This is a genomic window from Rothia sp. HMSC068E02, from assembly GCF_001813565.1.
Classification (GTDB): domain Bacteria; phylum Actinomycetota; class Actinomycetes; order Actinomycetales; family Micrococcaceae; genus Rothia.
The window spans coordinates 425,017-446,851 of the sequence record NZ_KV812882.1 but is presented as its reverse complement, the minus strand read 5'-3'; the positions used below and the strand labels follow the sequence as shown (position 1 = coordinate 446,851).

The window sequence follows — 21,835 nt, the reverse complement described above, 5'->3', positions numbered from 1 at the left end:
TCGAAGGCTAAGGTCTTCGAAGGCTAAGGTCTTCTACAGCTAATCGGCTCATGATTTAGCTCTTCAAAACCCGTCTTCCCGTCAGATGTTTCTGGCGGGCAGACGGGTTTTTTAGTCTCGGATGCTTACCGGATAGGGTATTAAGTTCGAAAAGAGGCCGGTAAGCGCTTATCCTAGATATGAAGACTATTACTCACGTGCCTTGCCGCCTCTCACGGCGGGCGCATCCTGCTGAAGAAAGAATTCCGTGGAGCAACGCAATATTCGAATTGTGGCAGTCGGCGATGACCTGCTCGCCGGTGTTGGCGACCCCCGTACCCTCGGCTGGTTTGGCCGCGTTATGGCGCGCACCCCGCAGACCACCGCATCCATTGCGGCATATAACCTTGCCGCCCCCAATGAAGGTAGCGAGCAGCTGAATGCACGCTGGTTCGAGGAGGCGCGCCGCCGCTTCGTTCCCGGTGCTGATAACCGCCTCATTATTGCTCCGTCGACCTTTGACATTGATTTGGGTCTGACCAGCGCTCGTTCGCGTTTGAACCTGGCGAACATTGTGGACATGGCGTCGCAGAACAACATTAAGGTTCTGGTTGTTGGTCCGCCGCCGACCCTGGACGCTGAGCGTAACCGCCGTATCGCTGACCTTTCGGCGGCGTACGCGGATGTGGTGACCCGCCGTAACCACGTGTACGTGGATACGTTCAACCCGCTGCTTCACCACGAGCAGTGGCGCAACGACCTTGCCGCTAATGACGGCCGCCCGGGTCAGTCCGGTTACGGTCTGATGGCGTGGCTGGTTCTGCACCGCGGCTGGTACAACTGGCTGAACATTCCTGAGCACGGCTAAGAGCCTGCTCCCCCGGCTGGGGTTGTGAGCTGAGGCGAAGAAAGTTCGTGTTTTTTAGCTCATATCCCGGTTCCAAGATGCAATCATGCCGTTTCTATGAAAAAATAGACGGCGTTGCCCTTATAGCGTGGGCCACCGGTTTTCGGTGACCGCCTCTGCTAGGGCAGGTAATAGGGGGCACGCACCGCGAAGGTGGGGCGTGCATCCATGAACACTATAAGGAGGCTCTGATGAGCAAGCGCGGTCGTAAGCGCAAGGACCGTCGTAAGGGCGGCGCAAACCACGGTAAGCGCCCCAACGCATAAGGTATCTTGCATACACTTTAAAACCCCGGCGTTTCGGATATTATTCGGACCCGGGGTTTTGCTTTACCCGCAGATGTTTGTGCGCATTCTGCGGAATAAAGAGAAGAATTCTACGTTATGGAAGTGAACGCCTGGCGCGTTCCTGTAGAGGAGAAACATGGCTGAAACCAACACCGCGGCGGATACCCGCGAGCTACGCGAACGCTTTACCGCGGACGCTATGCAGTATGTGGATCAGCTCTACGCTGCTGCCCTGCGGATGAGCCGCAACTCTGCCGATGCTGAAGACTTGGTGCAGGAAACCTACATGAAGGCTTTTGCTTCGTACCACCAGTTCACCGAGGGTACGAACCTGAAGGCGTGGCTGTACCGCATCCTGACGAATACGTACATCAATTTGTACCGTAAGCGTCAGCGTGAGCCGCAGCAGTCTCAGGGTGAGACGGTGGAGGATTGGCAGCTGGCTCAGGCCGGTGAGCATGATGCGGTGGGTCTGCGTTCTGCTGAAGCGGAGGCGCTGAGTGCCCTGCCGAATACGGAGGTTCGTGAGGCTCTGAACGAGCTCTCTGAGGATTTCCGCATGGTGGTGTACTACTCCGATGTGGAGGGGTTCGCGTACAAGGATATTGCGGAGATTCTGGATATCCCTCTGGGCACGGTGATGTCTCGTCTGCATCGTGGCCGCCGTATTCTGCGTGAGAAGCTGCTTGATTATGCACGTGAGAACGGTCTGCGTCCGTCGACCATCGCAAAGGCAGAAGCGAAGGCTGAGGCAAAAGCAGCCGCGAAGGCGAGCACTAAGGGGCAGCCGGCAAAGGCTACCAAGGGCACTAAGGCGGCCAAGGGCGTAAAGTCCCCGCCGGCGGGCTCTGGCTCCGAGGCGCCTGCAGATTCTTAGCTTCGCTCTTCTACACGTGAGCTAGCCCCCATGAGGTTGGGGCGAGACTCCCCTAACGCTTTATACCTTCCGTGTGAAAGGAACCCCGATGTCAACCACAGACAAGAATTCTTCTGTCCCCGAAGCCTCCGCGGCTTCTGAGCCGCTGGAGGATTGCGGCGGCCAGCCCTGCTCGTCGTCTCTCAAGCGCCTCTATGAATTCCTCGATAGGGAGCTGAGCCCCGAGCAGCTGCGCACAGTTCAGGCGCATCTGGATGCCTGCCCCGACTGCGCGGATGTGAAGGACTTTGAGCTGATGATTCGTGAGAAGATGCGTTCTTCGTGCGCTCAGCAGGCGCCCGAGCAGCTGAAGGCGCGTCTACTGCAGGATGTGCAGAAGTTCTGCGCCGAGGCTAACCTCTAAGCTGCCTCAAGCTGTTGCCCCGCTGGGGGTATAGACATCTGATGATGAGTGAAGGCGGTGCACCAATAACGGTGCACCGCCTTTACGCGTATTGATTGGTTCGCGCTGTCTGGTTCGTGTTGTCTGGTTCGCGCTGCCTATCTCATCGCTGGAGCCCTCAGCGGCTCGCAAACCCTCAACCGGTAGAATAGGGGTAGACATCAACCGGCGCAGCGTCTCTGAGTCTGCGCCCTCCCCATGATTTGAACCAGAAGAGGATGTATGAGCGACGCAGCAGTGCAGATTTCCCCCGGTGATTGGCCCGCTCCCCTGGCACCCGCCTCCAGCGAAGCCGCTGGCAAGAACGCGCTGGTGCATATTCCGGGTTCTAAGTCGCTCACGAACCGTTATCTGTTGCTTGCTGCTCTGGCTGATTCCCCCTCGTATTTGCGTGCGCCGCTGCATTCGCGCGATTCGGCGCTCATGATTGAGGCGTTGCGTCAGCTGGGTGCGGGTATTGAGCTGGTGCCGACCGATTCGCCGTTCGGTCCGGATGTTAAGGTCACTCCCCTGAGCTTTGTGGAAGCGCATTCCGCTCAGGCGCAGTCCGATTCCGCTCAGTCGCGCACCGTGTCGATTGAGTGCGGTCTTGCCGGTACCGTGATGCGTTTTGTGCCCGCCCTGGCGGCACTGCTGCCGGGTGAGTTCGCTTTTGACGGTGACCCGCACGCTCGTCAGCGTCCGATGGGTCCGGTTCTGGAGGGTCTGCGTCAGCTGGGTGTGCAGGTGGATTGTGAGCAGGGCGAGAACGCTCTGCCCTTCGTGCTGCGCTCCCCCGGTCTGGCGAGCGTAGAGGGTGTCTCTGAGGCGCCCGTGGTTCGTATTGATGCTTCGACATCGTCCCAGTTCGTTTCGGCGCTGTTGCTGATGGCGCCTCGCCTGCCGCAGGGCATGGTGCTGGTGCACGAGGGCTCTTCGGTGCCGTCCATCCCGCACATTCAGATGACCGTGGAGGCGCTGCGCCAGATGGGTATCCGGGTGCAGGAGCACTACCCGAACCAAGGCGACAAAGCAGAGGGCGGCGAGTACCGCTGGACGGTTCACCCCGGTTCCTTCCCCGGCTTTGAGATGACCATTGAGCCGGACCTGTCGAATGCCGGCCCGTTCCTTGCCGCCGCCGTGGTCACCGGCGAGTCGGTGACTATTCCTCACTGGCCCGCCCCCGCGGCTGATTCTTCGGCGGGTACGACCCAGGTGGGCGATATGTGGCGTGAGCTTCTGCCCGCGCTGGGCGCCCGGGTGAGCTACGCTGAGGGCCGTCTGACCGTGACCGGCCCCCGTGAGCTTCCCGAGGGTGATTTCTCCTTTGACCTGTCTGCCGGTGGCGAGCTGGCGCCGACCATGGCGGCTGCCTGCGCTTTCGTGAATGGCCGCGTTGAGCTGACCGGCATTGCGCATCTGCGCGGTCATGAGACGGACCGCCTCGCAGCGCTCGCCGCTGAGATTAACCGCCTGGGAGGTACCGCCCACGACACCGCCGATTCGCTGGTGATTGAGGCGCCCATCCCCGCTGCCGCGGAGGTTGCGCAGGTTCTGGCGCGCACCTACGACGATCACCGTATGGCGACCTTCGCGGCGATTATTGGTCTGCGCCGCCCCAATGTGGTGGTGCAGAACGTAGCCACCGTAGCTAAGACCATGCCCGAATTTACCGCAATGTGGGAGGACATGCTGGCGCAATGGCAGACCGGCGCCTCCACCGCTGATGCTACCGCTGACCAGGAGGTCTTCTAAATGGGTTCTTCCCGCATGAACGTGCGCGATTTCTCCGAATGGGATGAGTCGGATGTGCGCGTGCGCCCCAACAAGAAGGGCTCCCGCCCCCGCACGAAGGACCGCCCGACCTTCAAAGAAGCGATTCGTGGCAGGGTCATTACGGTGGACCGCGGCCGCTGGTCGGTCGTCGTGGATGAGGGTACCGAGAAGGAGCGTACCCTCATTGCGGCGCGCGCTAAGGAGCTACGCCGCACCGCGATTGTAACCGGCGACTTTGTGGACCTGGTGGGTGACACCTCCGGCGCGAAGGATACCCTGGCGCGCATTGTGCGTCTGGGCGAGCGCACCTCGATTCTGCGCCGTAGCGCCGATGACACCGACCCGTCGGAGCGCGTGGTCGTGGCGAATGCTCAGCAGCTGGTGATTGTGGTTGCTGCGGCAAACCCGGAGCCGCGCACCGGTTTCATTGACCGTGCCGTGGTGGCGGCATTTGACGCCGGGATTGAGCCGATCCTGTGCATTACGAAGACCGATGTGCGGTACCCGCAGAACCTGCTGGATTACTATGCGGCGAGCGGTTTGAAGATTGTGCTGTCCTCGTCTTCGGATGGTTTGGCGCCGAGCCAGGAGGGCGCTGCCGGTTTGGAGTCGGCACCGGTTCAGGAGCTTCTGCAGGAGCTGCTGGGTCAGGTGTCGGTGCTTCTGGGTCATTCGGGTGTGGGTAAGTCGACCCTGGTGAATGCGCTGACCGGCTCCGAGCGTGCGACCGGTCATGTGAACGCGGTGACGGGCCGTGGCCGTCACACTTCCTCGTCGGCGTTGGCGTTGCGTCCGGTGAATGCGAATGGCGACCCGATGGAGCCGGGCACCTGGATTATTGATACTCCGGGTATTCGTTCTTTCGGTCTGGCGCATGTGCCGCCGGAGACCGTTGTGGAGGCGTTCGTGGACCTGGCGCCGGGTGCGGCGGATTGTCCGAAGGCGTGTACGCACGCGGCGCAGGCTCCCGAGTGCGGTCTGGAGGCGTACGTTGCTGCCGGTCGTGCCGGTGAGAGCGGTCCCGCCCGCCTGGAGTCCTTGCGTAAGCTGCTGCTGTTGACTCCTGAAGAGGGCGATTCGGAGAAGGAACTGGGCGCGCTTGTCTAGGGTTCTCTGTCCTCTCCCGCACACACATTTTTGCTGACTACATCACCGATACTGAAGAAGAGCATTACTATGAGCCGTCCCCAGCAGTACACCGACGATTTGCGTCTTGCGCATATTCTTGCCGATAGCGTCGATCGTGTGAGCGCTATGCGTTTTCGTGACCGCCCGGTCTTCTCCCCCGCATCCGAGGTGGTAGAGCCCGCGGAGGCGGCACCCGCCGCGGCGCCGTTGGCGCCATGGCAGCAGGCTACTCAGCAGCCCGTAGAACCGCAGGTACCGGTGCAGGAGCCTGCCGATTACGCCTCGGGTGTGGCTCAGGAGATTGAGGAGCTTCTACGCGCGCAGCTGTCGCGTGTGCGTACTCGTGACGGTATTGCCGGTGCGCATGCCGGCTATAACGGTCAGGCGGCGCGCCAGTGGGTGATTGCACCGATTGCTGAGCTGGATAATTTTCGCCGCGGCGTGCCGGTGTGGGCGACTCTGATTGCTTTGCTGGATCAGGGTGAGCCGGTGGTGGGTGTGGTGTCTGCACCCGCGCTGGGTCGCCGCTGGTGGGCTGCTCGCGGTTCGGGCGCGTACACGGGTAAGTCCTTGGCGCAGGCGACTCGTCTTGAGGTGTCTTCGCTGACTCAGCTGGATCAGCTGTCTGCCGCGTACACCGATCTCTCCTCCTGGAAGGCGGCCTCTGAAGGCGCTGTGGACCGCTCTGGCGAGCTTGTACAGCTTCTGGGTTGTGTGGGTCGTTCCCGCGCGTACGGTTCGTTCTGGGCGGCGTGTATGCTCGCTGAGGGTGCCGTGGACACCGTCATGGACGCATCCCTGTCTTTCTATGAGGTGGCGGCGCTACTGCCGCTGATTCGCGAGGCTGGCGGCGTCGCCTCCACCCTGGAGGGTGATTTGCCCGAGCACGCGGGCGTTTCGGCCGCCGGTGTGCGCCCGGTGTCCCTGGTGGCAAGTAATACTGCGGCGGTCCAGCAGCAGGTGCTGGAGGCGCTCGCACCCCAACCCTAGCCTGCTCCCCCGGTGACGGTGACAATATAGCGAGGCGGCGGCTTTCCGGGGAGTGGAAAGCCACCGCCTCGCTATGTATCGCTATGAGAGCAAGCGTTGCCTGTTTTAGGACAGCATCGTGAGGGTGCCGAGCAGACCCAGCAGGCTCAGACCCGAGATGATGTACGCCAGAATGTTGAAGGTCGTCATCTTCGAGGTGTACTTGGTGGTGTGACCGGCGTTCACCTTTGCCGAGTAGATGGCAAGCCAGATAGACACGCCTACCGGGATTAGGCCCACGAGCAGCAGAGCAATCACCATGATGTTGGGGCTCAGACCGGAGCTATACGCAGAGGAGCTGTAACCGCGGGAGTTGAGCGTTGCTTCAGAGTGGAGTGCCGCGACCTGAACCCACGCGTAGAGGGTCAGCGCCAGGGCACCCAGGGAGGCACCGAACGCGCCGATGGAGTAGAAGTAGCCGGGGCCGCGGAAGTCGCCGGTGGTCTCGCCGTAGGGGCGGCGGTGCTCAGCCGGCACCCGGTAGATGTCCGGGATGCGCTGGTAGCTGTCGTCGCGGTCGCGCACGTTAGCGGGTGCCACGCCCAGGGCGGGTGCGGGTGCTGCGCCGAGGGGAGCGCCGGGTGCTACGCCTGCAGGTACCGGCTGCGGGGAGTTTGCGTTGTTCTGCTCCGGGAAGGAGGGGGCAGGAATCTGGTTTTCCATGGTGTGTCCTTGAACAGTCGTCATAGCGGCTACCGCATCGTAGCGGTGGCGCCACTATGAGCGACTTTTGGGTTGCTCTCGTACATTGCCGGTGAGGTTGAATGAACAGCCGACACCGAACAACGATATCTACCCTTCGATACTACGGCATAGGGTGCGTTTTCGTCTTCTCTGATGACGTTCTCGTTACAATGCGGTCACCTGAGCACCCTCCAAGCACGCAGGCACGCTCCTTGCCACCCGCAGTACCCGCCCTCTCTTGGTAGAGGTGGAGCGGCAGCGAGGCGACGGCTTCGGCCAGGATGCGGACGCAGGCGTAGACGGCGGTCATCTGCACCGCAGAGCGTTCCGTCACCGTCTTACCCGACGACGTGGGAGAAGCGAAGAACTCGGTGTTCGTCAAAGACCAGGTGTTCTGTGGTGCTGATGGAGCAGGTGATTTAAGACCAAACCAAGATACATATACAGCAAGATGTGGTAGCAGTTTTAAAACTGCTACCACATCTCGTTGACCACTTAGAAACTTCTAAGCGATGTTTTACACGCTAGGTCCCTTAGGAGGTCCCTTAGGGAACTTTGAATCACTCTCAAGCGTCCTTCTGGCTACAAAAGTGACCAAAAGACCTCCTAAAATTGCACCTAGAATTGATACTGGATCGAAGAACTCCCAATCTCTGGCAATTGAGATAACCACCCAGAACATCGGAACAATAGTGAGAAGAAATCCTAGTGTAAATATATTCTTCGCACGCATTTGACCTCTCCCAAATTAAAGAGTGCAGGACACTGCTGCAACAGCTAGCGCAGCGGCAATTACTGCCGGACCTCCAAGGGCTTTTCCAAAACCACCAACAAATGCTGGCCCTAAAGCTCTTGCAATCGTGGAAGCAGCTAACCCCCAATTCCAAGCAGAAATTGCGGTTGTAATTGCATTCCCGCATCACATAGTGACGTATCTTACATCACTACTCAGCAGTCTATCAGAGAGCCTCGTCAGATGCACCACGTAAATTGACACTACATGAAAAACATGTCTCTTCTGTCATACACGCTCTCAGTGGCGGGTCCACTGCCGCATCTAATCGCGCGGTCGAGGCACATGATAGTGGCTACCACGCCGTCGATTTTCTCGGTGGATTTTTCTTTGTCGGGTTTGATGTTCCCGGCAGGGTCAGTGCGGATGAAGATGCTGTCCATATAAACCTTTCGACGCCAGCCCATACTTTTTGACGTTGGCCCAAACCTTTTGATGCCCAACCCACGAGCACGCCGGTACACCCCAGAGCAGACCGGCAATACAGACCGACAATTGGGCATAAAAATACCCGGCAGGTGACGCCGTGGGGCGTCCTGCCGGGTGGTAGAAACCTACCGCGGTTCTTCCTCTGGATTGGAACCGATAATCACCGCCGCACCCCATACGGGATAGCGAGCAGTTGGGAGATCGTGGAGATGCGGGGAATCGAACCCCGGTCCGATGTGGCGTCAACGGGGCTTCTCCGTGCGCAGTTTATGCGAACGCTACTTTTCGGCTCCGGTACTTGCATAAACACATATACCGACGAACCTAGTTACGTAAAAGTCCCACTAACCCCCGCAACAAGGGCTAGCAGCAGTGGCCTTTTAAGTCGATGCCGGTAACTGAGCCAAAGGCATGCTCAGGCCGACAGACGGCAACTCGCGCTTAGGCAGCGAGTGCGAAGTCAGTGCGCTTAGATTCTGCACTTAATTTTTTGCAGAGGGCGTTAACGAGATAACCCTGCATCCTCGGCACGCTTCACCCATCTCAACTCACATCGTCGAAACCGATCATCCCCCTATGCTTTTATCAAAAAGCCCACCGTCTTCTGAAAGTTTTCCTCGACATACCTTGATGCCGCGGTGCCATTCAAACACGGTAGAGATTCAGTATATCGGAGGTGTTTAACGGTGTGCAAGTCCCCCACCCCGCACACACGACGCTCTCACTGACAGAGAACACAGCCGGCGGATACTTACAGAGAACACCTGCAGAGAACCCGGCGAGCGCTCCTCCACCGCACACACCCGGCTCAACGACGGGCACAGCAAACGGGGTGTGAGGCACCCCAGATATTCTGGGAGCCTCACCCCGTTCGTGTACCGTGCTAGGCGGTCAAACCTTAGTGGCGCGCAGAAACAGTCATGCGGTTGTTCGGGTTGTCACCAATCTGGCAGACCACGTTACCGTGACCGTCCTCGGTACCAACCTCAAGGCACTTCTGAGTGGTCTGATAGAAAGAAATGAATACGAAAAGCATGCAAATCGAAATCAGGACAGACACCGCACCGGTGATAATACCGGTCAGCGCGAATGCCTTACCTGCACCAGCTTCCTTGACCTTCTTCAGGGACAGCACACCCAGAATGATTGCGGCAATACCCAGCAGAGCGCCAAACACGAAGAAACCGGTCAGCACAGCCGCAATACCGAGAATCATCGCAGCCAGCGCCATGCCGGGAGCCTTCTTCGTCACGGGAGCCGCATACGGGTAACCTGCGGGCTGACCGTAACCGTAAGCATCCTGCTGGGGCTGCTGCTGGTAAGAGTTCTGCTGGTAGTTGTAGTCAGCGGGCTGCGCCTGGTAGGAAGCCTCCTGGCCGTAACCGTACTGGTTCTGCTGAGCGGGCTGCGCCTGGTAGGAAGCGTCCTGACCATAGCCGTACTGCTGCTGAGCCTGACCGTAGGTGTTCTGAGTCGCAGCGCCCTGGGCGGAGGTACCCTGAGCAGCGTTCTGGCCGTAAGCATTCTGCGAAGAAGACTGCGCACCGAACTGACCGTACTGGTTCTGCTGGGCCGAGTTCTGCGGAGTAGCGTTCTGCTGCTGAGCCTGGCCGTAGGTGTTCTGAGCGGATGCGCTCTGACCGTAATCCTGGCCGTAGGTGTTCTGTGCCGAAGGAGCCTGGCCGTAATCCTGACCGTACGAGCTCTGGGCGGAAGAATTAGGCTGCTGAGCAGCGTAGGGGTTCTGTGCGTTCCCCTGGTTGTTTCCGTAGTTATTCTCAGACATCCGTCGTTCTTTCCTTCACAGTTGCAGCGAACAATTTATACTCGCCCAACGCACCATTGCGCGCTGAGTTCGGTTCCATTATATAAATAAGCCGCCATTTGGGTCATCTATGAAGTCCAAGATTCCAGAATCATCCCCCAGAATCCACCAATCGGGCAGAATCAGCGCAGAAACAGAGCAAGGGACCGAATAGTTCAACACTATTCGGTCCCTTCACGTCTCTATATGCTCAACGCGGCTTAGCGGCGGGCAGCGTCGTAGTCCTCGGGAGTCAGGGTCATGGTCTGACCGGCCATGGTGCACACGTAGTTACCGTTCGAATCCTGCACCGCGTTCTCAACGCACTGGCTCGCGAGAACAATGCCGAGCACCATCATAGCAGCAGCAGCAATCATGCCCAGCGCGCCGGTGACAATACCACCAATCGCCATGCCCTTACCGGAAGCGGTACCGTTCTTCACCTTCACCAGGGCAACAATACCCAGAATCACGCCGACCAGGCCCAGAACAGCACCAAAAACCATCAAGCCAGTGAGCAGACCAATAATACCCAGAATCAGCGAAGCAATCGCCAGAGCCGAGCTCGGGGTCGGCTGGTAGCCGGGGTAGCCGCCCTGCATGTTGTATGCGGGTGCCTGCTGCGGTGCGGGGATGAACTCGCCCGGGTTCTGCTGGTAGTTCGGGTTCTCAGACATGTGTCTCCTCAAAAACGTATGGTGCTCGCGGTACACCGCGAATTTTCAACCATTATACGCGAGGAACCGCGCCCCGCCCCTACCGGCAGTCACCGAACCAGCCGCGCATCCAGCCGTTGCCTCAGCCCTAACCGAGGTTACGGTAACGCATCGCGCGGCGCGCCTCCAGGTCATCCTGACGCTCACGCAAAGCCTGACGCTTATCGTACTCACGCTTACCGGTCGCCAAAGCAATCTCAACCTTCGCGCGACCATTCGAGAAGTACAGCTTCAGAGGAACCACCGTGTAACCGGTCTCCTTCAGCTTCTGCGCCAGCTTATTAATCTCAGAACGATGCAGCAGCAGCTTACGGCGACGACGAGCCGCATGGTTCGTCCACGTACCGTAACCATACTCCGCAATATGAATACCCTCGAGCCACAACTCGTTATCGGTCACCTGGCAGAAACCATCCACAATGGACGCCCCACCATCACGCAGAGACTTCACCTCAGTACCCAGCAGAACAATACCCGCCTCATAGGTATCCACAATGTTGTAGTTGTGGCGAGCCTTCTTATTCTGGGCAATAATCGCGTTATTCGGGTCCTTCTTCGCGTCTTTCTTCTTTTTCTGAGCCATCACTCAATCCTTATACGTCTTAGCTCTCTTCAGCCGCGCGCCCCGAAGCACGCCAGCGAATACCAGCATCAATAAAGGCGTTCAAACCGCCATCCAAAACATTAGAGGTATTACCCTCCTCATAGCCGGTACGCAGATCCTTCACCATCTGGTACGGATGCAGAACATAGGAGCGCATCTGATCACCCCAGCTCGCCTTAATATCACCGGCAAGCTCCTTCTTCTTCGCGTCCTCCTGCTCCTTACGCAACAGCAACAGGCGAGACTGCAGCACACGCAAAGCCGCCGCACGGTTCTGCAACTGCGACTTCTCATTCTGCATCGACACCACAATACCGGTCGGCAAGTGAGTCATACGCACCGCCGAATCCGTCGTATTCACCGACTGACCACCCGGGCCCGAGGAGCGGAACACATCCACCTTAATCTCAGACTCGGGAATCTCAATAGCATCCGTCTGCTCAATCAGAGGGATCACCTCAACCGCCGCGAACGAGGTCTGGCGGCGGCCCTGATTATCGAACGGCGAAATACGCACCAGGCGGTGAGTACCCGCCTCCACCGACAGGCGACCAAAAGCGTACGGTGCGTTCACCTCGAAGGTCACCGACTTCAGGCCCGCCTCCTCAGCGTAGGAGGTGTCCAGAACCTTCGTCGGGTAGCCGTTCTTCTCCGCCCAACGCAGGTACATGCGCAGCAGCATCTCCGCGAAATCAGCAGCATCCACGCCGCCGGCGCCCGAACGGATCGTCACCACAGCCTCACGCTGATCGTACTCACCCGAGAGCAACACCAGCACCTCAAGCTCTTCCAGCTTGGCGCGGATTTCAGCGCACTCGCGTTCAGCATCAGCGAGCAGCTCGGCGGCAGTCTCCTCATCCTCCGCTTCGGCAAGCTCCACCATCACCTCAACATCATCAATGCGAGAAGACAGCGAGCGCAGACGATTCAGCTCCGACTGCTTATACGACAGTGCGCTCGTCACCTTCTGCGCATTCTCCACGTCATCCCACAAATCGGGTGCGGCAGCCTGCGCAGACAGGTCCTCAATGGCGCGCTCAATCCCCTCAATATCGCTCACAGCAGCAATAGAGGTGAAAATCGCGCGAAGCTCTTTAATCTCAGCAGAAAAGTCGAAGGATGCCATAGCTTTTAACACTATCGCGAAACTGCCAGAAAGTCCCGCCGTTACAGCCCGCAACAGCCCACAGCGCAGAAGGACAGGGTGGTTAGAGGGCAGAAGCCGCGGAACGAAGATGTAAAAGAATGCAAAACGAGGGCGCATCCGCTAGCCGTTACACTACCTTGCGGATGCACCCTCGCAGTCTATGGGGCTCACAACGCACCAATAAGAGAGTGAGCCGATACGCCCGTGCGCCGTTATGCCCGTGCGCCGTTGATGGACGCACTAATCGGTGGACGGGCCCTGGCTCGTCTTCAAACGCGACGAACCATGAGCGGTCACCTCAATACCATCAGGCACCAGAATCGACAGCAGCGGCGGACGAATACGAGCCGACAGGTACACGTGCACGCTCTGATCAGAATCCACGGACACATTCTCCAGACGCAACGCCTGAAAATCCTGCCCCGGCTGAACCTCAGCCAAGTACGCACTCGCATACTCCCACGCCGCCGAACCACTCGCCTCATCCGGAGTGCGCATCGTGCGGGTAATCGAGTTCGCCTGAGCGTCCGCCACATCCTGCAGATGCTGAGTCTGCAGATACGCGCCCGTAATCGCCACAGTCACCGAACCGATGAGCAACAGCAACGCCAGCATGCCCACAATCAGCGGGGCAATGCTGCCCTCTTCCGGGTTTGAGGCGAGGCGGCCTGATGCGAGCGGGTCAGAGTCGAGGCGGCCTGAGGCGAGCGCCCGCCTCTGCGCACGGGCACGAGCCTGCATGTGGGCACGAGCCCGACGGTGTGCGTTAGCGTATCGCTCCCACACAGAGGAAAGCAGGCGAGCCGACGAACCATTAGGAATCAGCATGACCAGACCCCCAACTCGTCGCATGAGAACTCACCGGAATCACGCCGCCACCCATAAACGAAGGCAGCAGCGGCAGACGCGCCTGAACCGTCACCGTGGCGTACGCCTTCGTACCCGAGACGCACTCCCCCGACGAACAGCTCAACGACACGCTCACATCGGACGGGTCAACCCCGTAATCCGCTGCGGCGTGCACCGCCAGACGCTTAGCCAAATCCGGGCCCACCGACGAATCCTGCGGCTGCTCCTGCACATACAGCACCACCTGGGCGCTCGCCGCATGAGCCGCCATCACCGAAGACTGCAGGCTAAAAATCGTCAGAATGCCGTAGAGCACCGGGATGAGCAGAGTAATACCCAAACCCAGGAACTCCACAATGGCGCTACCCTCTTCAGGATTGTGCTGGTTAGAAAGAGGCCGGTCAGAGCGGCTCATCAGGCGTTCCTTCACCCGCTGCCGAAGCGAAAAGCCACTAATCACCGGAACGATGCTCCGCATAAATCGCATGCCCCTTCACCTCAATAGAATCCGGAAAACCCCACGGGCCCAGCACCGGTAACGGAGACTTCACCGTCACCTCCAAAGTGCGCACGCCCGTAGAATCACTACTCTGACGGTACGAAATATTCTCAGCATACGAAGACGGAAGAACCCCCTCAATCATCTGACGGGTACGCTCCATGCCCTCCTGCGGAGTGCGGTCACGCATCGTACCGTAACGTGCCCCAGCCGCCGCAGCATCCACCAACATGGTTCGTGCATACAGGGCGAAAGAAACCTGCAGAATCGCCATGGTCAGCAACACCAGCAGCGCACCGACCATGACGAATTCCGTGCTGGCGTCACCGCGCTCGCTCTCCTCCGCAGAATATTCCGCGGAGGATAGCTCAGCGGCAGTCAGCTCAGAAGCGATGCGGGGCTTACGCATTACTGGTGAACCAGAGCAATTGCGTCGTTGAACATCTTGGTCAGAGCGGGCTGAGCAATCGCCAAGATAGCGGCAACCAGCACGGCGCTCATCATGGTGATCATGACCCAGCCGGGCACGTCGCCGCGCTCGGGGTCATCCTGCTTGTTCTTCAGGCGCAGAGCCAGCACGGATGCGATAGCCAGGGCAATCAGCACGGTGAGGGTGGTGCGGAAACGACGGAACATGATTTTCTCCTTCTATCAAAGGGTGTAGTGTGTGGTTGGTGCGGCACACCGGGCAATCAGCCCCGCCCACCGCGGTGCAGCCGGTACGGTGTGTACCCGCCGCAAAATCTAAAAGTTCAAACGCATGAGCGACAGGCCCGGGAAGACCGCAAAAATTACGGTCAGCGGCAGGATGAAAAACACCACCGGGGCGAGCATCGCAATCTCCTTCTTACCGGCTGTTTCCATCAGCTCACGCTTAGCGTTATCGCGCACATCCTGAGCCTGCGCACGCAACACATCAGCCAGAGGGGTACCGCGCTCAATCGCAACAGCAATACCCTCAACGAAGCGGCTCAACGCCGGAACGCGAGTACGCTCCGCAAACTCCTGCAGTGCGCTCAGCAACGAAACACCGGTGCGGGTCTGCGCCAAAATCTCAGAAAACTCACGAGCCAACTCGCCGCGAGAAGTCAAACAGATACGCTCCAAAGCCGCCAGAGCCGACTCGCCCGCCGTCACCGACAGCGCCATCATCTCCGCCAGCGCCGGGAACTCAGCAACCAGCTGCTTCTCACGCTTAGTCACCGCCTCACCCAGCCACCAGTCACGCGCCAGAAAGCCACTCAAACCGCTCACCAGCACCAGCACAAGAGCCACCAGGATAGAGAAACGCTCCTGCACCACTCCAATGACGGTCAAGGCACTCATGACGGTCACACCGGCAAGAGCCCACAGCAGCTGCTCAGCACGAAACGCACTCACACTCTGCGAAGAGCCAGCACGACGCAGACGCTCCTGCACCGAACTATCGCTCAGCGACGAGCCGCTCAGAGACGAAGACAACGAACGCAGAAGCGGCGCACAGAACGCCGAAATCGCCTCCAACAGGCTCGGCTCGCGGCGCTCCTGCTCCTTCAAAAGCGACTCACGTAGAGTCTCACCGCGCAGCTGCGACGCCACACGATCAGAGAACGAAATACTGCGAGTATTCAGCACCGATGAGAGAATCAGACCCACACCGGCCGCCAGCAGCAGACTAAAAATCAGAGGCAGATTCATCCGAAAACCCTCCGTTCACGCGGCAACTCACCAATACGCAGCATCAGACGGTACGCCGCCAAAGAAATAGCGGCACCGGCAATCATCAGCATCGCACCGGCAAAGGAGTTATAAACCATGCGCGCGGCAGGCTGAGTCGCCATCAGACACAGCACAAACCAGGGCGCCACGCAGGAGAGGCGAGCCGCATTCACTGTCCAGGATTGGCGGGCCAGAAGCTCCGAGCGGGTGCGGGCATTATCGCGCAGAAAATCGCTGAGCGTGCCCAGCAGCTTGCCCAGGTCCGAACCGCCCACCTCGCGGGCAATCTTCAAAGCCTCAATGATGGTGTCCGCCACAGGGTCAGAAAGGTACTCCTTCAAACGGTTCAGCGACGGCACAAACTCACCCGACGCACGGTAATCACGCGAAAAATGGGCAAAGGCATCACGCAACTCTTCCGGGCCGCGGTATGAAAGCTGAATCAGCGCCTCCGGCAGGGACAGGCCCGCACGAATCGCCGAACGCAGGTGGTCCACCGCATCCGGCCACAACTGCCAAATACGGGCATCCGCCGCGCGAGCACGATGATTCACGACCACACGAGGCGCCACAAAACCACCAATCAGGCCCAGCAGACCCAACGGTAGCAGCTGAGTGACCATCAGCAACAACACCGAGGCAGTCACGCCGCTGGCAACGCTCACCCACATGAACGTGCGAGGAGTCAGCGAATGCATACCCGCCTTACGCAACGCCACAACCAGCGCCGGGTCATTACTCGGCTTCGGCGGCTTGCCGTTATCAGGAAAGCAGGAAAGGTAAATCAGACAGACGCCCAACCCCAAAATCAGGCTCAGAAACAGGGGCATTACTGACCCGCCTTCGCCGCAGCCAGCACCTGCTCGGGGCGGTGACCGGCACGAATCCAACGGTCCGGGTTCGGCAGCTCCAACGCCACGCACACCATCTGACCGTCACGGCGCACAAACAGCGGGGACATCTCAATCACGCCGTCCTCAACGCGGCCGCCCAGCATGCTGATCTCTTCGACCTGGCGCTGACCGCGCGAATCGCGGCCGCAATGCACCACAATGTCAAAGCAGGACGCCACGGTCGGCACCACGAACGCCGAGGAGATATTCTCGCCTGCCAGCAGCGGCAGGGTACAAATCTTGGTCACCGCGTCACGTGCCGAGTTCGCGTGAATCGTGCACATGCCAGGCAGACCCGCGTTGAGCGCAATGAGCATGTCCAGGGATTCCGCCTCGCGCACCTCACCAATGAGGATGCGGTCCGGGCGCATACGCAGAGCCTCCTTGACCAGGCGGCGCAACTCAATCGCGCCGGTGCCCTCAAGGTTCGGCTGGCGACACTGCAGACCCACCACATCGCGGAGCGGAACCGCGAGCTCAAAGATTTCTTCGCACGTAATCACGCGCTCACGCGGCGGAATAGATGCCGACAGACAGTTCAGCATCGTAGTCTTACCCGCCTGAGTCGCACCCGAAACGAGGATGTTCATGCCGCTCTCCACTGCCGCATGCAGCAGGGACGCCGCGCCAGCACTCAGCGAGTTCATGCGCACCAGATCGGGCAGGCGGCGGGCACGCACCACGAACTTACGGATGTTGATGCTCGTGTGCCTGCGGGTAATATCCGGAATCACCGCGTGCAAGCGGGATCCATCCGGCAGGGATGCATCAACAAACGGGGAGGAAAGATCCACACGGCGACCCGAAGGCTTGAGCATGCGCTCCAGCAGGCTATTGATCGCCTCGGCGCTCAGGTGCAGGCCGGTCAATTCGCTTTCGCCGTTGCGGGCGATAAAGATTTCGTCGGGCGAGTTGATCCAGATTTCTTCAACGCTCTCATCATCGAGGAACGGCTGGATCACGCCGAAGCCGCAGATTTCATCGTGCAGGCGCTGAATCACGGATTCGCGGTCGCCCAAATCGGGCAGGGAGATGCGGGTGCGGCGCTGTTCGTAATCGTTCAGGTGCTCGTCAATGAGCCCGCGAACGGCGCGCTGGTCCTCGTGCGGGTCCAGGCTGCGGTGACGCATTGCCTCACGGATATTCTCCTCGAGCAGGGTTAGATGCTCCGCCCGGGTATCCAGTACGGTGTTCTCCATTGAAGTGATCCGATGCTGTGTGGTGTGGTTGTGTGGAATACGGTGAAGCATTGATACATCAATGCCACCATCACCCTACCCTCAGCGCATCAAATTTATCAAAATGTAATAAAACGCCCCTTAATATTTACGAGTATAGTATTTGAGCATTTTTGATGCATGGAATTGCGCATATCGTTACCTAACGTGCATCAAAATCCAAAACGCCTAGTCAGCTGTGACTTGCAGAACAGTTGCAGGTACACCCCTCGAACCGCTTACTATTATTCACCGCTATATTGCACTCGGTGCACGCGTAATATTTCGTCTTAAAACCCCGCAGCGGCCATCTTGCAGCATCACGCCCCTATCCCAAAGCAACAACATTCGGGTACAGCAAAATTCGGGCACAGTAAAGGGGCGCGCACTCCCCCATCGGGAATACACGCCCCATCACAAGCAATCATCTAGCGATTAGTCACCGCCGCGAATCACCTTCACAGCTTCCTTAATCGGACCGTCAAAACGCAGGTTACCGTGCTCCAGCACCACGCCGCGGTCACAAATCTTAGAAACCAAATCCAGGTCATGGCTCACCACGGCAAGAGTCTTACCGGCAGAGCACAGCTCCTGAATCTTCGCAATACACTTCTTCTGGAACGGCTCATCGCCCACCGCAAGAATCTCATCCACCAGGAAGATATCCGGGTTCGTATGAACCGCAACCGAGAACGCCAGACGCAGGTACATACCCGAAGAGTAGAACTTCACCTCGGTATCGATAAAGTCGTGAATCTCAGCGAAATCCACAATCGAATCGAAGGAAGCCTCAATCTCCTCCTTGGACATACCCAAGATCGCGCCGTTGAGGTACACGTTATCGCGGCCAGTCAGATCCGGGTGGAAACCAGCGCCCACCTCAATCAGACCCGCAATATTGCCGCGAGTGAGAACCTCACCCTCATCGGCGCGCATCACGCCAGAAATCATCTTCAGCAGCGTGGACTTACCCGAGCCGTTCAGACCCAGAAGAGCCACACGCTCACCCTGACGAATGTCCAGGCTCACGCCGTTGAGCGCATTGAACTTCTCCGAAAGATCACCCTTGCGGCCCTTAATCAGCCACACAAAAGCTTCCTTCATCGAACGGGTGTGGCGCAGAACGAAGCGCTTCACCAAATTCTCCACGTGAATCACCACGGGAGCGTCCGGGCTCACCGGCGGGAACTCAAGCTTCTTAATATCCACAGAATCAGAGCTCCTGGGCGAAGTTGCCCTCAAACTTACGGAAGAGCAAATCACCAATCAAAACGGTCAGCAGAGAAATACCAAGGGCAATCGGAGTCCAGAAGCTGAAAAGATGCGGAACCACCTGCGAAGCAGGAAGCGCCAAATCCTCAGGACGGAGCGTCGGATGCCAGAAGCCATAGTGGAACAGCTCCACCGCAACGGTCAGCGGATTAAGCATGAACACGTTGAACACCCACGGATAGAGAGTGTCACGCACCATGGTCCAGGAGTACAGCACCGGCGAGAACCAGGTAGCCACCATCAGCAGCATGTCCACAATGTTCTCCGAATCGCGGAAGAACACGTTCGCCACACCGAAAATCAAACCCAGACCATAGGACAGCATCATCACAATCAGCATGCCCGCCAGAATCGACCCAAACGCCAGGAAGGTCGGGGACCAACCCACCAAGAAGCAGGCCAGCAGCATCACAGCAATCTGAGGCACAAAATGCACCAGAGCCACCCACACCGTCGACAGCGAGAACAGCTCACGCGGCAGGTAAATCTTACGAATCAGCGCGCTGTTAACCACCATGGCGCGAGCACCATTACCAAAACCCTCCGAGAAGAAGTTAATGGCAATCATGCCCGAGAACAGGTACACCGCATAGTTGTGCATACCGCGTTCCAAGCCAAGGAACATACCCATGGCAATGTAGAACACCAGGAACTGCACACCCGGCTTAATGTACGACCACAAAATGCCCAGCACCGAGCCGCGGTAGCGGACCTGGATTTCCTTATCGACCAGCAGTCGAAGCAGGTAGCGGTTCTTCACCGCATCCAGGATGCCGCGCCCACGGCCGGGCGCCTTCAGGGGAACAGACTTCAGATCGTTCATCGGGTCAGCTCAGAATCCGTATGCTCAGCGAAGGTCTTAGCCCACGCATCGTAGGAGGCAACCTCAGCAGCCTTCGAACGGTACTGCTCACGCAGCTTATCCCAACCGGTCACCAGCTGAACGTGCAGCTTAGCGGCCTGAGCCAGCTTCGACTTGAGCTGCTCGGGATCGCGGCGGTACCAGAACAGACCGGTACCCTCAGCGTTAGTCGCCAGAGCCGAATCGAACTTCGACAGGGTCCACCAGTTGGTCTCACCGTAGTTCAGCTGAATCTGCGGGTGAGCCTTCGCCTCTTCACTCACCGGCTTGAGCAGCTGACGAGCAACAGTCTTCGCGGTCCAGGAAGCAAGCTTCTTGTAACCGGGGGACGCAAAGGCGCGGCGGCCACGGAACGGAGGCTTCTTCGTCTGGATAGCCGGGAAATCATCCACGTTCGGCTTCACCTGAGACTCCGGGTACTCCTTAGCCATCGCACGAATCACCGGCAGACGCTGCGAGAGCGAGGGGTGCAGGTGCTCGGGGCCGGAGAGCAGATCCTCCAGCGCCATCAGGCGGCCAGCCTCGGTGTAGTACTGCATGGACAGGGTGTGCTTGACGTCCAAGAACAGGGACTCCAGCAGCACGCGGCCACCCTTATCGAAGGGCGAGTGCAGCAGCGCCGTAATGAGGCGGTTGCGCTCGTGGTAGTACGCCTGCCAGCCGACGGAGTCATCCTTATCGGTCCAGGACACGTGCCACACGCCCGCACCGGGGAAGGACACGGTAGCGAAGCCCGCGGCCTTAGCGCGCAGACCGTACTCAGCGTCATCCCACTTCAGGAACAGAGGCAGGGACAGACCGATTTCCTTGATGACGGTGGTCGGGATGAGGCACATCCACCAGCCGTTGTAGTCCACGTCCACGCGGCGGTGCAGCCACGGGGTGTTACGCAGGTTGTGGTGACCCAGGTTGTGGCCCATCGCCATGTCATCGTGCGGCTTAGCGTAGAAGTTACGCCACGGGTCAACAACCTCACCGAACGCGTGCAGAACCGAACGGTCGAACATGTCGAACATGTGCGCACCCACGATGGTGGGTTCCTTGCAGTAGTTCGCGAAGGTCACCATACGCAGAATCGACTCGGGCTCAACGATAACGTCGTCATCGAGCAGCAGCACGTAATCGGAACCGTTGTTGACAGCCTCGAACATGCCGCGCGAGAAGCCACCGGAACCACCCAGGTTGCCCTGGTTGATAATGCGGAACTTACCGGAGAGGGGCTTGACGACCTCTTCGAAGTCCTCGTGGTCCTGCACCTTCTGGGTACCCTGGTCCACAATCAGGAACTCGTGCACAGCATCGAAAATCTCGGGGCTCTCACCCAGAGCACGAATGTTATTGATGCAGTACTCCACCTTGTTCATGGTGGTAATCTGCACGGTCGCCTGACCAGCCTTCACGTCTGCGCGGGGCTCAATGTCGCCCAGCCAGTTCGCCTCAACCAGCTCAAGGTCGGTGGTGCCTGCCAGGTCGAACCAGTACCAGCCGCCGTCACCGAACGGTGCCAGGGGCAGCGTGAAGGTGTTGGTTTCCTCGCCGGAGAGCAGCTTCGCATCCACGCGCTGAATCACGCCACGGCCATTGGACTTGTACACAATGACCATGCCCTCGCCGCGAGTCTGAACGCTCAGCACGACCTTCTGCAGGTCAGTCCAGCGGCGCCAGTACGAGGCGGGGAACGCGTTGAAGTACGTACCGAAAGACAGGCTCTGGCCCGCGTTCACGGTGATGGAGCGGCGGCTGTTCAGGCTGTTAGCGGCATCACGGTTCGCGCTAGCGTTCGATACAGACTGACCGGAGGTGTTCATCGCCTCCGCAATGGAGGTGGAAGCGTCGCCGTCAATACGGGTGGGCAACTGAACGCCGGTTGCGACACTCGCATCCACGTACAGGGGCACGACGTCAGTCTCAACCGCACTCGGGAAAATAACCCGCTGCAGGTTCTTCAAAGTCTTATCAGCCAT

Annotated in this window: 22 protein-coding genes and 1 other RNA gene; 7 read left to right on the top strand and 16 right to left on the bottom strand. The window is 58.9% G+C overall.

Features of this window, described 5'->3' with window-relative positions:
- Positions 1 to 247: 247 nt before the first annotated feature.
- The 7 genes from HMPREF2919_RS03545 (at position 248) to HMPREF2919_RS03520 (ending at position 6,365) form a co-directional block, all read left to right on the top strand.
- Positions 248 to 847: a GDSL-type esterase/lipase family protein gene (locus HMPREF2919_RS03545; RefSeq protein WP_005505446.1), complete on the top strand. Its 600-nt coding sequence runs from the start codon at positions 248 to 250 to the stop codon at positions 845 to 847.
- 230 nt (positions 848 to 1,077) lie between these two features.
- Positions 1,078 to 1,152, top strand: a complete 75-nt coding sequence (locus tag HMPREF2919_RS09350; protein ID WP_095343185.1) for a 50S ribosomal protein bL37 — start codon at positions 1,078 to 1,080, stop codon at positions 1,150 to 1,152.
- Positions 1,153 to 1,309: 157 nt separating this feature from the next.
- Positions 1,310 to 2,050, top strand: coding sequence for a sigma-70 family RNA polymerase sigma factor (locus tag HMPREF2919_RS03540; protein WP_049337830.1), 741 nt, complete (start codon positions 1,310 to 1,312; stop codon positions 2,048 to 2,050).
- Positions 2,051 to 2,138: 88 nt separating this feature from the next.
- A complete protein-coding gene (gene rsrA / locus HMPREF2919_RS03535) occupies positions 2,139 to 2,453 on the top strand; it encodes a mycothiol system anti-sigma-R factor (RefSeq protein WP_005508601.1) in 315 nt (104 codons plus the stop codon).
- 261 nt (positions 2,454 to 2,714) lie between these two features.
- Positions 2,715 to 4,226 (top strand): 3-phosphoshikimate 1-carboxyvinyltransferase, encoded by a 1,512-nt coding sequence (aroA, locus tag HMPREF2919_RS03530; protein ID WP_070666243.1) that lies wholly within the window; start codon positions 2,715 to 2,717, stop codon positions 4,224 to 4,226.
- The gene (gene rsgA, locus HMPREF2919_RS03525; protein ID WP_049342178.1) at positions 4,227 to 5,354 is read left to right on the top strand and encodes a ribosome small subunit-dependent GTPase A; all 1,128 of its coding nucleotides are present in this window, start codon (positions 4,227 to 4,229) and stop codon (positions 5,352 to 5,354) included.
- A gap of 69 nt (positions 5,355 to 5,423) precedes the next feature.
- Positions 5,424 to 6,365 (top strand): inositol monophosphatase family protein, encoded by a 942-nt coding sequence (locus tag HMPREF2919_RS03520; protein ID WP_070642717.1) that lies wholly within the window; start codon positions 5,424 to 5,426, stop codon positions 6,363 to 6,365.
- Positions 6,366 to 6,470: 105 nt separating this feature from the next.
- Here HMPREF2919_RS03520 and HMPREF2919_RS03515 read toward each other — a convergent pair whose 3' ends face one another.
- The 16 genes from HMPREF2919_RS03515 to HMPREF2919_RS03435 all read right to left on the bottom strand — a co-directional run bounded on the left by HMPREF2919_RS03515 (position 6,471) and on the right by HMPREF2919_RS03435 (position 21,835).
- Positions 6,471 to 7,067 carry a hypothetical protein gene (locus tag HMPREF2919_RS03515; protein WP_070614994.1) on the bottom strand — a complete coding sequence of 199 codons (597 nt, stop codon included), beginning with the start codon at positions 7,065 to 7,067 and terminating at the stop codon, positions 6,471 to 6,473.
- Positions 7,068 to 8,511: 1,444 nt separating this feature from the next.
- Positions 8,512 to 8,884: a transfer-messenger RNA gene (ssrA, locus tag HMPREF2919_RS03505) on the bottom strand.
- A 324-nt stretch (positions 8,885 to 9,208) separates the two neighbouring features.
- A complete protein-coding gene (locus HMPREF2919_RS03500; protein WP_070666240.1) occupies positions 9,209 to 10,096 on the bottom strand; it encodes a DUF4190 domain-containing protein in 888 nt (295 codons plus the stop codon).
- Between the two features lie 239 nt (positions 10,097 to 10,335).
- A complete protein-coding gene (locus HMPREF2919_RS03495; protein WP_049349499.1) occupies positions 10,336 to 10,791 on the bottom strand; it encodes a DUF4190 domain-containing protein in 456 nt (151 codons plus the stop codon).
- Between the two features lie 127 nt (positions 10,792 to 10,918).
- Positions 10,919 to 11,413: an SsrA-binding protein SmpB gene (gene smpB, locus HMPREF2919_RS03490; RefSeq protein WP_005508591.1), complete on the bottom strand. Its 495-nt coding sequence runs from the start codon at positions 11,411 to 11,413 to the stop codon at positions 10,919 to 10,921.
- 19 nt (positions 11,414 to 11,432) lie between these two features.
- Complete coding sequence (gene prfB, locus HMPREF2919_RS03485; RefSeq protein ID WP_005508590.1) at positions 11,433 to 12,560, bottom strand: peptide chain release factor 2; 1,128 nt, start codon at positions 12,558 to 12,560, stop codon at positions 11,433 to 11,435.
- Positions 12,561 to 12,821: 261 nt separating this feature from the next.
- On the bottom strand, positions 12,822 to 13,433 hold the full coding sequence (locus HMPREF2919_RS09015; RefSeq protein WP_049358257.1) for a pilus assembly protein TadG-related protein: 612 nt from the start codon (positions 13,431 to 13,433) through the stop codon (positions 12,822 to 12,824).
- The gene (locus HMPREF2919_RS03475) at positions 13,396 to 13,845 is read right to left on the bottom strand and encodes a pilus assembly protein TadE (RefSeq protein WP_239663307.1); all 450 of its coding nucleotides are present in this window, start codon (positions 13,843 to 13,845) and stop codon (positions 13,396 to 13,398) included. The genes HMPREF2919_RS09015 and HMPREF2919_RS03475 overlap by 38 nt, the downstream gene beginning before the upstream one ends.
- Before the next feature lie 37 nt (positions 13,846 to 13,882).
- Positions 13,883 to 14,338 (bottom strand): TadE family protein, encoded by a 456-nt coding sequence (locus HMPREF2919_RS03470; RefSeq protein WP_049349496.1) that lies wholly within the window; start codon positions 14,336 to 14,338, stop codon positions 13,883 to 13,885.
- Complete coding sequence (locus HMPREF2919_RS03465; RefSeq protein ID WP_005505403.1) at positions 14,338 to 14,565, bottom strand: hypothetical protein; 228 nt, start codon at positions 14,563 to 14,565, stop codon at positions 14,338 to 14,340. The genes HMPREF2919_RS03470 and HMPREF2919_RS03465 overlap by 1 nt, the downstream gene beginning before the upstream one ends.
- 108 nt (positions 14,566 to 14,673) lie before the next feature.
- Positions 14,674 to 15,606, bottom strand: coding sequence for a type II secretion system F family protein (locus HMPREF2919_RS03460; RefSeq protein WP_070599444.1), 933 nt, complete (start codon positions 15,604 to 15,606; stop codon positions 14,674 to 14,676).
- Positions 15,603 to 16,457 (bottom strand): type II secretion system F family protein, encoded by an 855-nt coding sequence (locus tag HMPREF2919_RS03455; RefSeq protein WP_044150297.1) that lies wholly within the window; start codon positions 16,455 to 16,457, stop codon positions 15,603 to 15,605. The genes HMPREF2919_RS03460 and HMPREF2919_RS03455 overlap by 4 nt, the downstream gene beginning before the upstream one ends.
- Positions 16,457 to 17,719, bottom strand: a complete 1,263-nt coding sequence (locus HMPREF2919_RS03450; RefSeq protein ID WP_070642731.1) for a TadA family conjugal transfer-associated ATPase — start codon at positions 17,717 to 17,719, stop codon at positions 16,457 to 16,459. Before HMPREF2919_RS03450 ends, HMPREF2919_RS03455 begins: the two co-directional genes overlap by 1 nt.
- Positions 17,720 to 18,172: 453 nt before the next feature.
- Positions 18,173 to 18,946, bottom strand: a complete 774-nt coding sequence (locus HMPREF2919_RS03445; protein ID WP_044150294.1) for an ABC transporter ATP-binding protein — start codon at positions 18,944 to 18,946, stop codon at positions 18,173 to 18,175.
- A gap of 4 nt (positions 18,947 to 18,950) precedes the next feature.
- Complete coding sequence (locus HMPREF2919_RS03440; protein WP_012903227.1) at positions 18,951 to 19,832, bottom strand: ABC transporter permease; 882 nt, start codon at positions 19,830 to 19,832, stop codon at positions 18,951 to 18,953.
- Positions 19,829 to 21,835: a glycosyltransferase gene (locus HMPREF2919_RS03435; RefSeq protein ID WP_049356541.1), complete on the bottom strand. Its 2,007-nt coding sequence runs from the start codon at positions 21,833 to 21,835 to the stop codon at positions 19,829 to 19,831. Before HMPREF2919_RS03435 ends, HMPREF2919_RS03440 begins: the two co-directional genes overlap by 4 nt.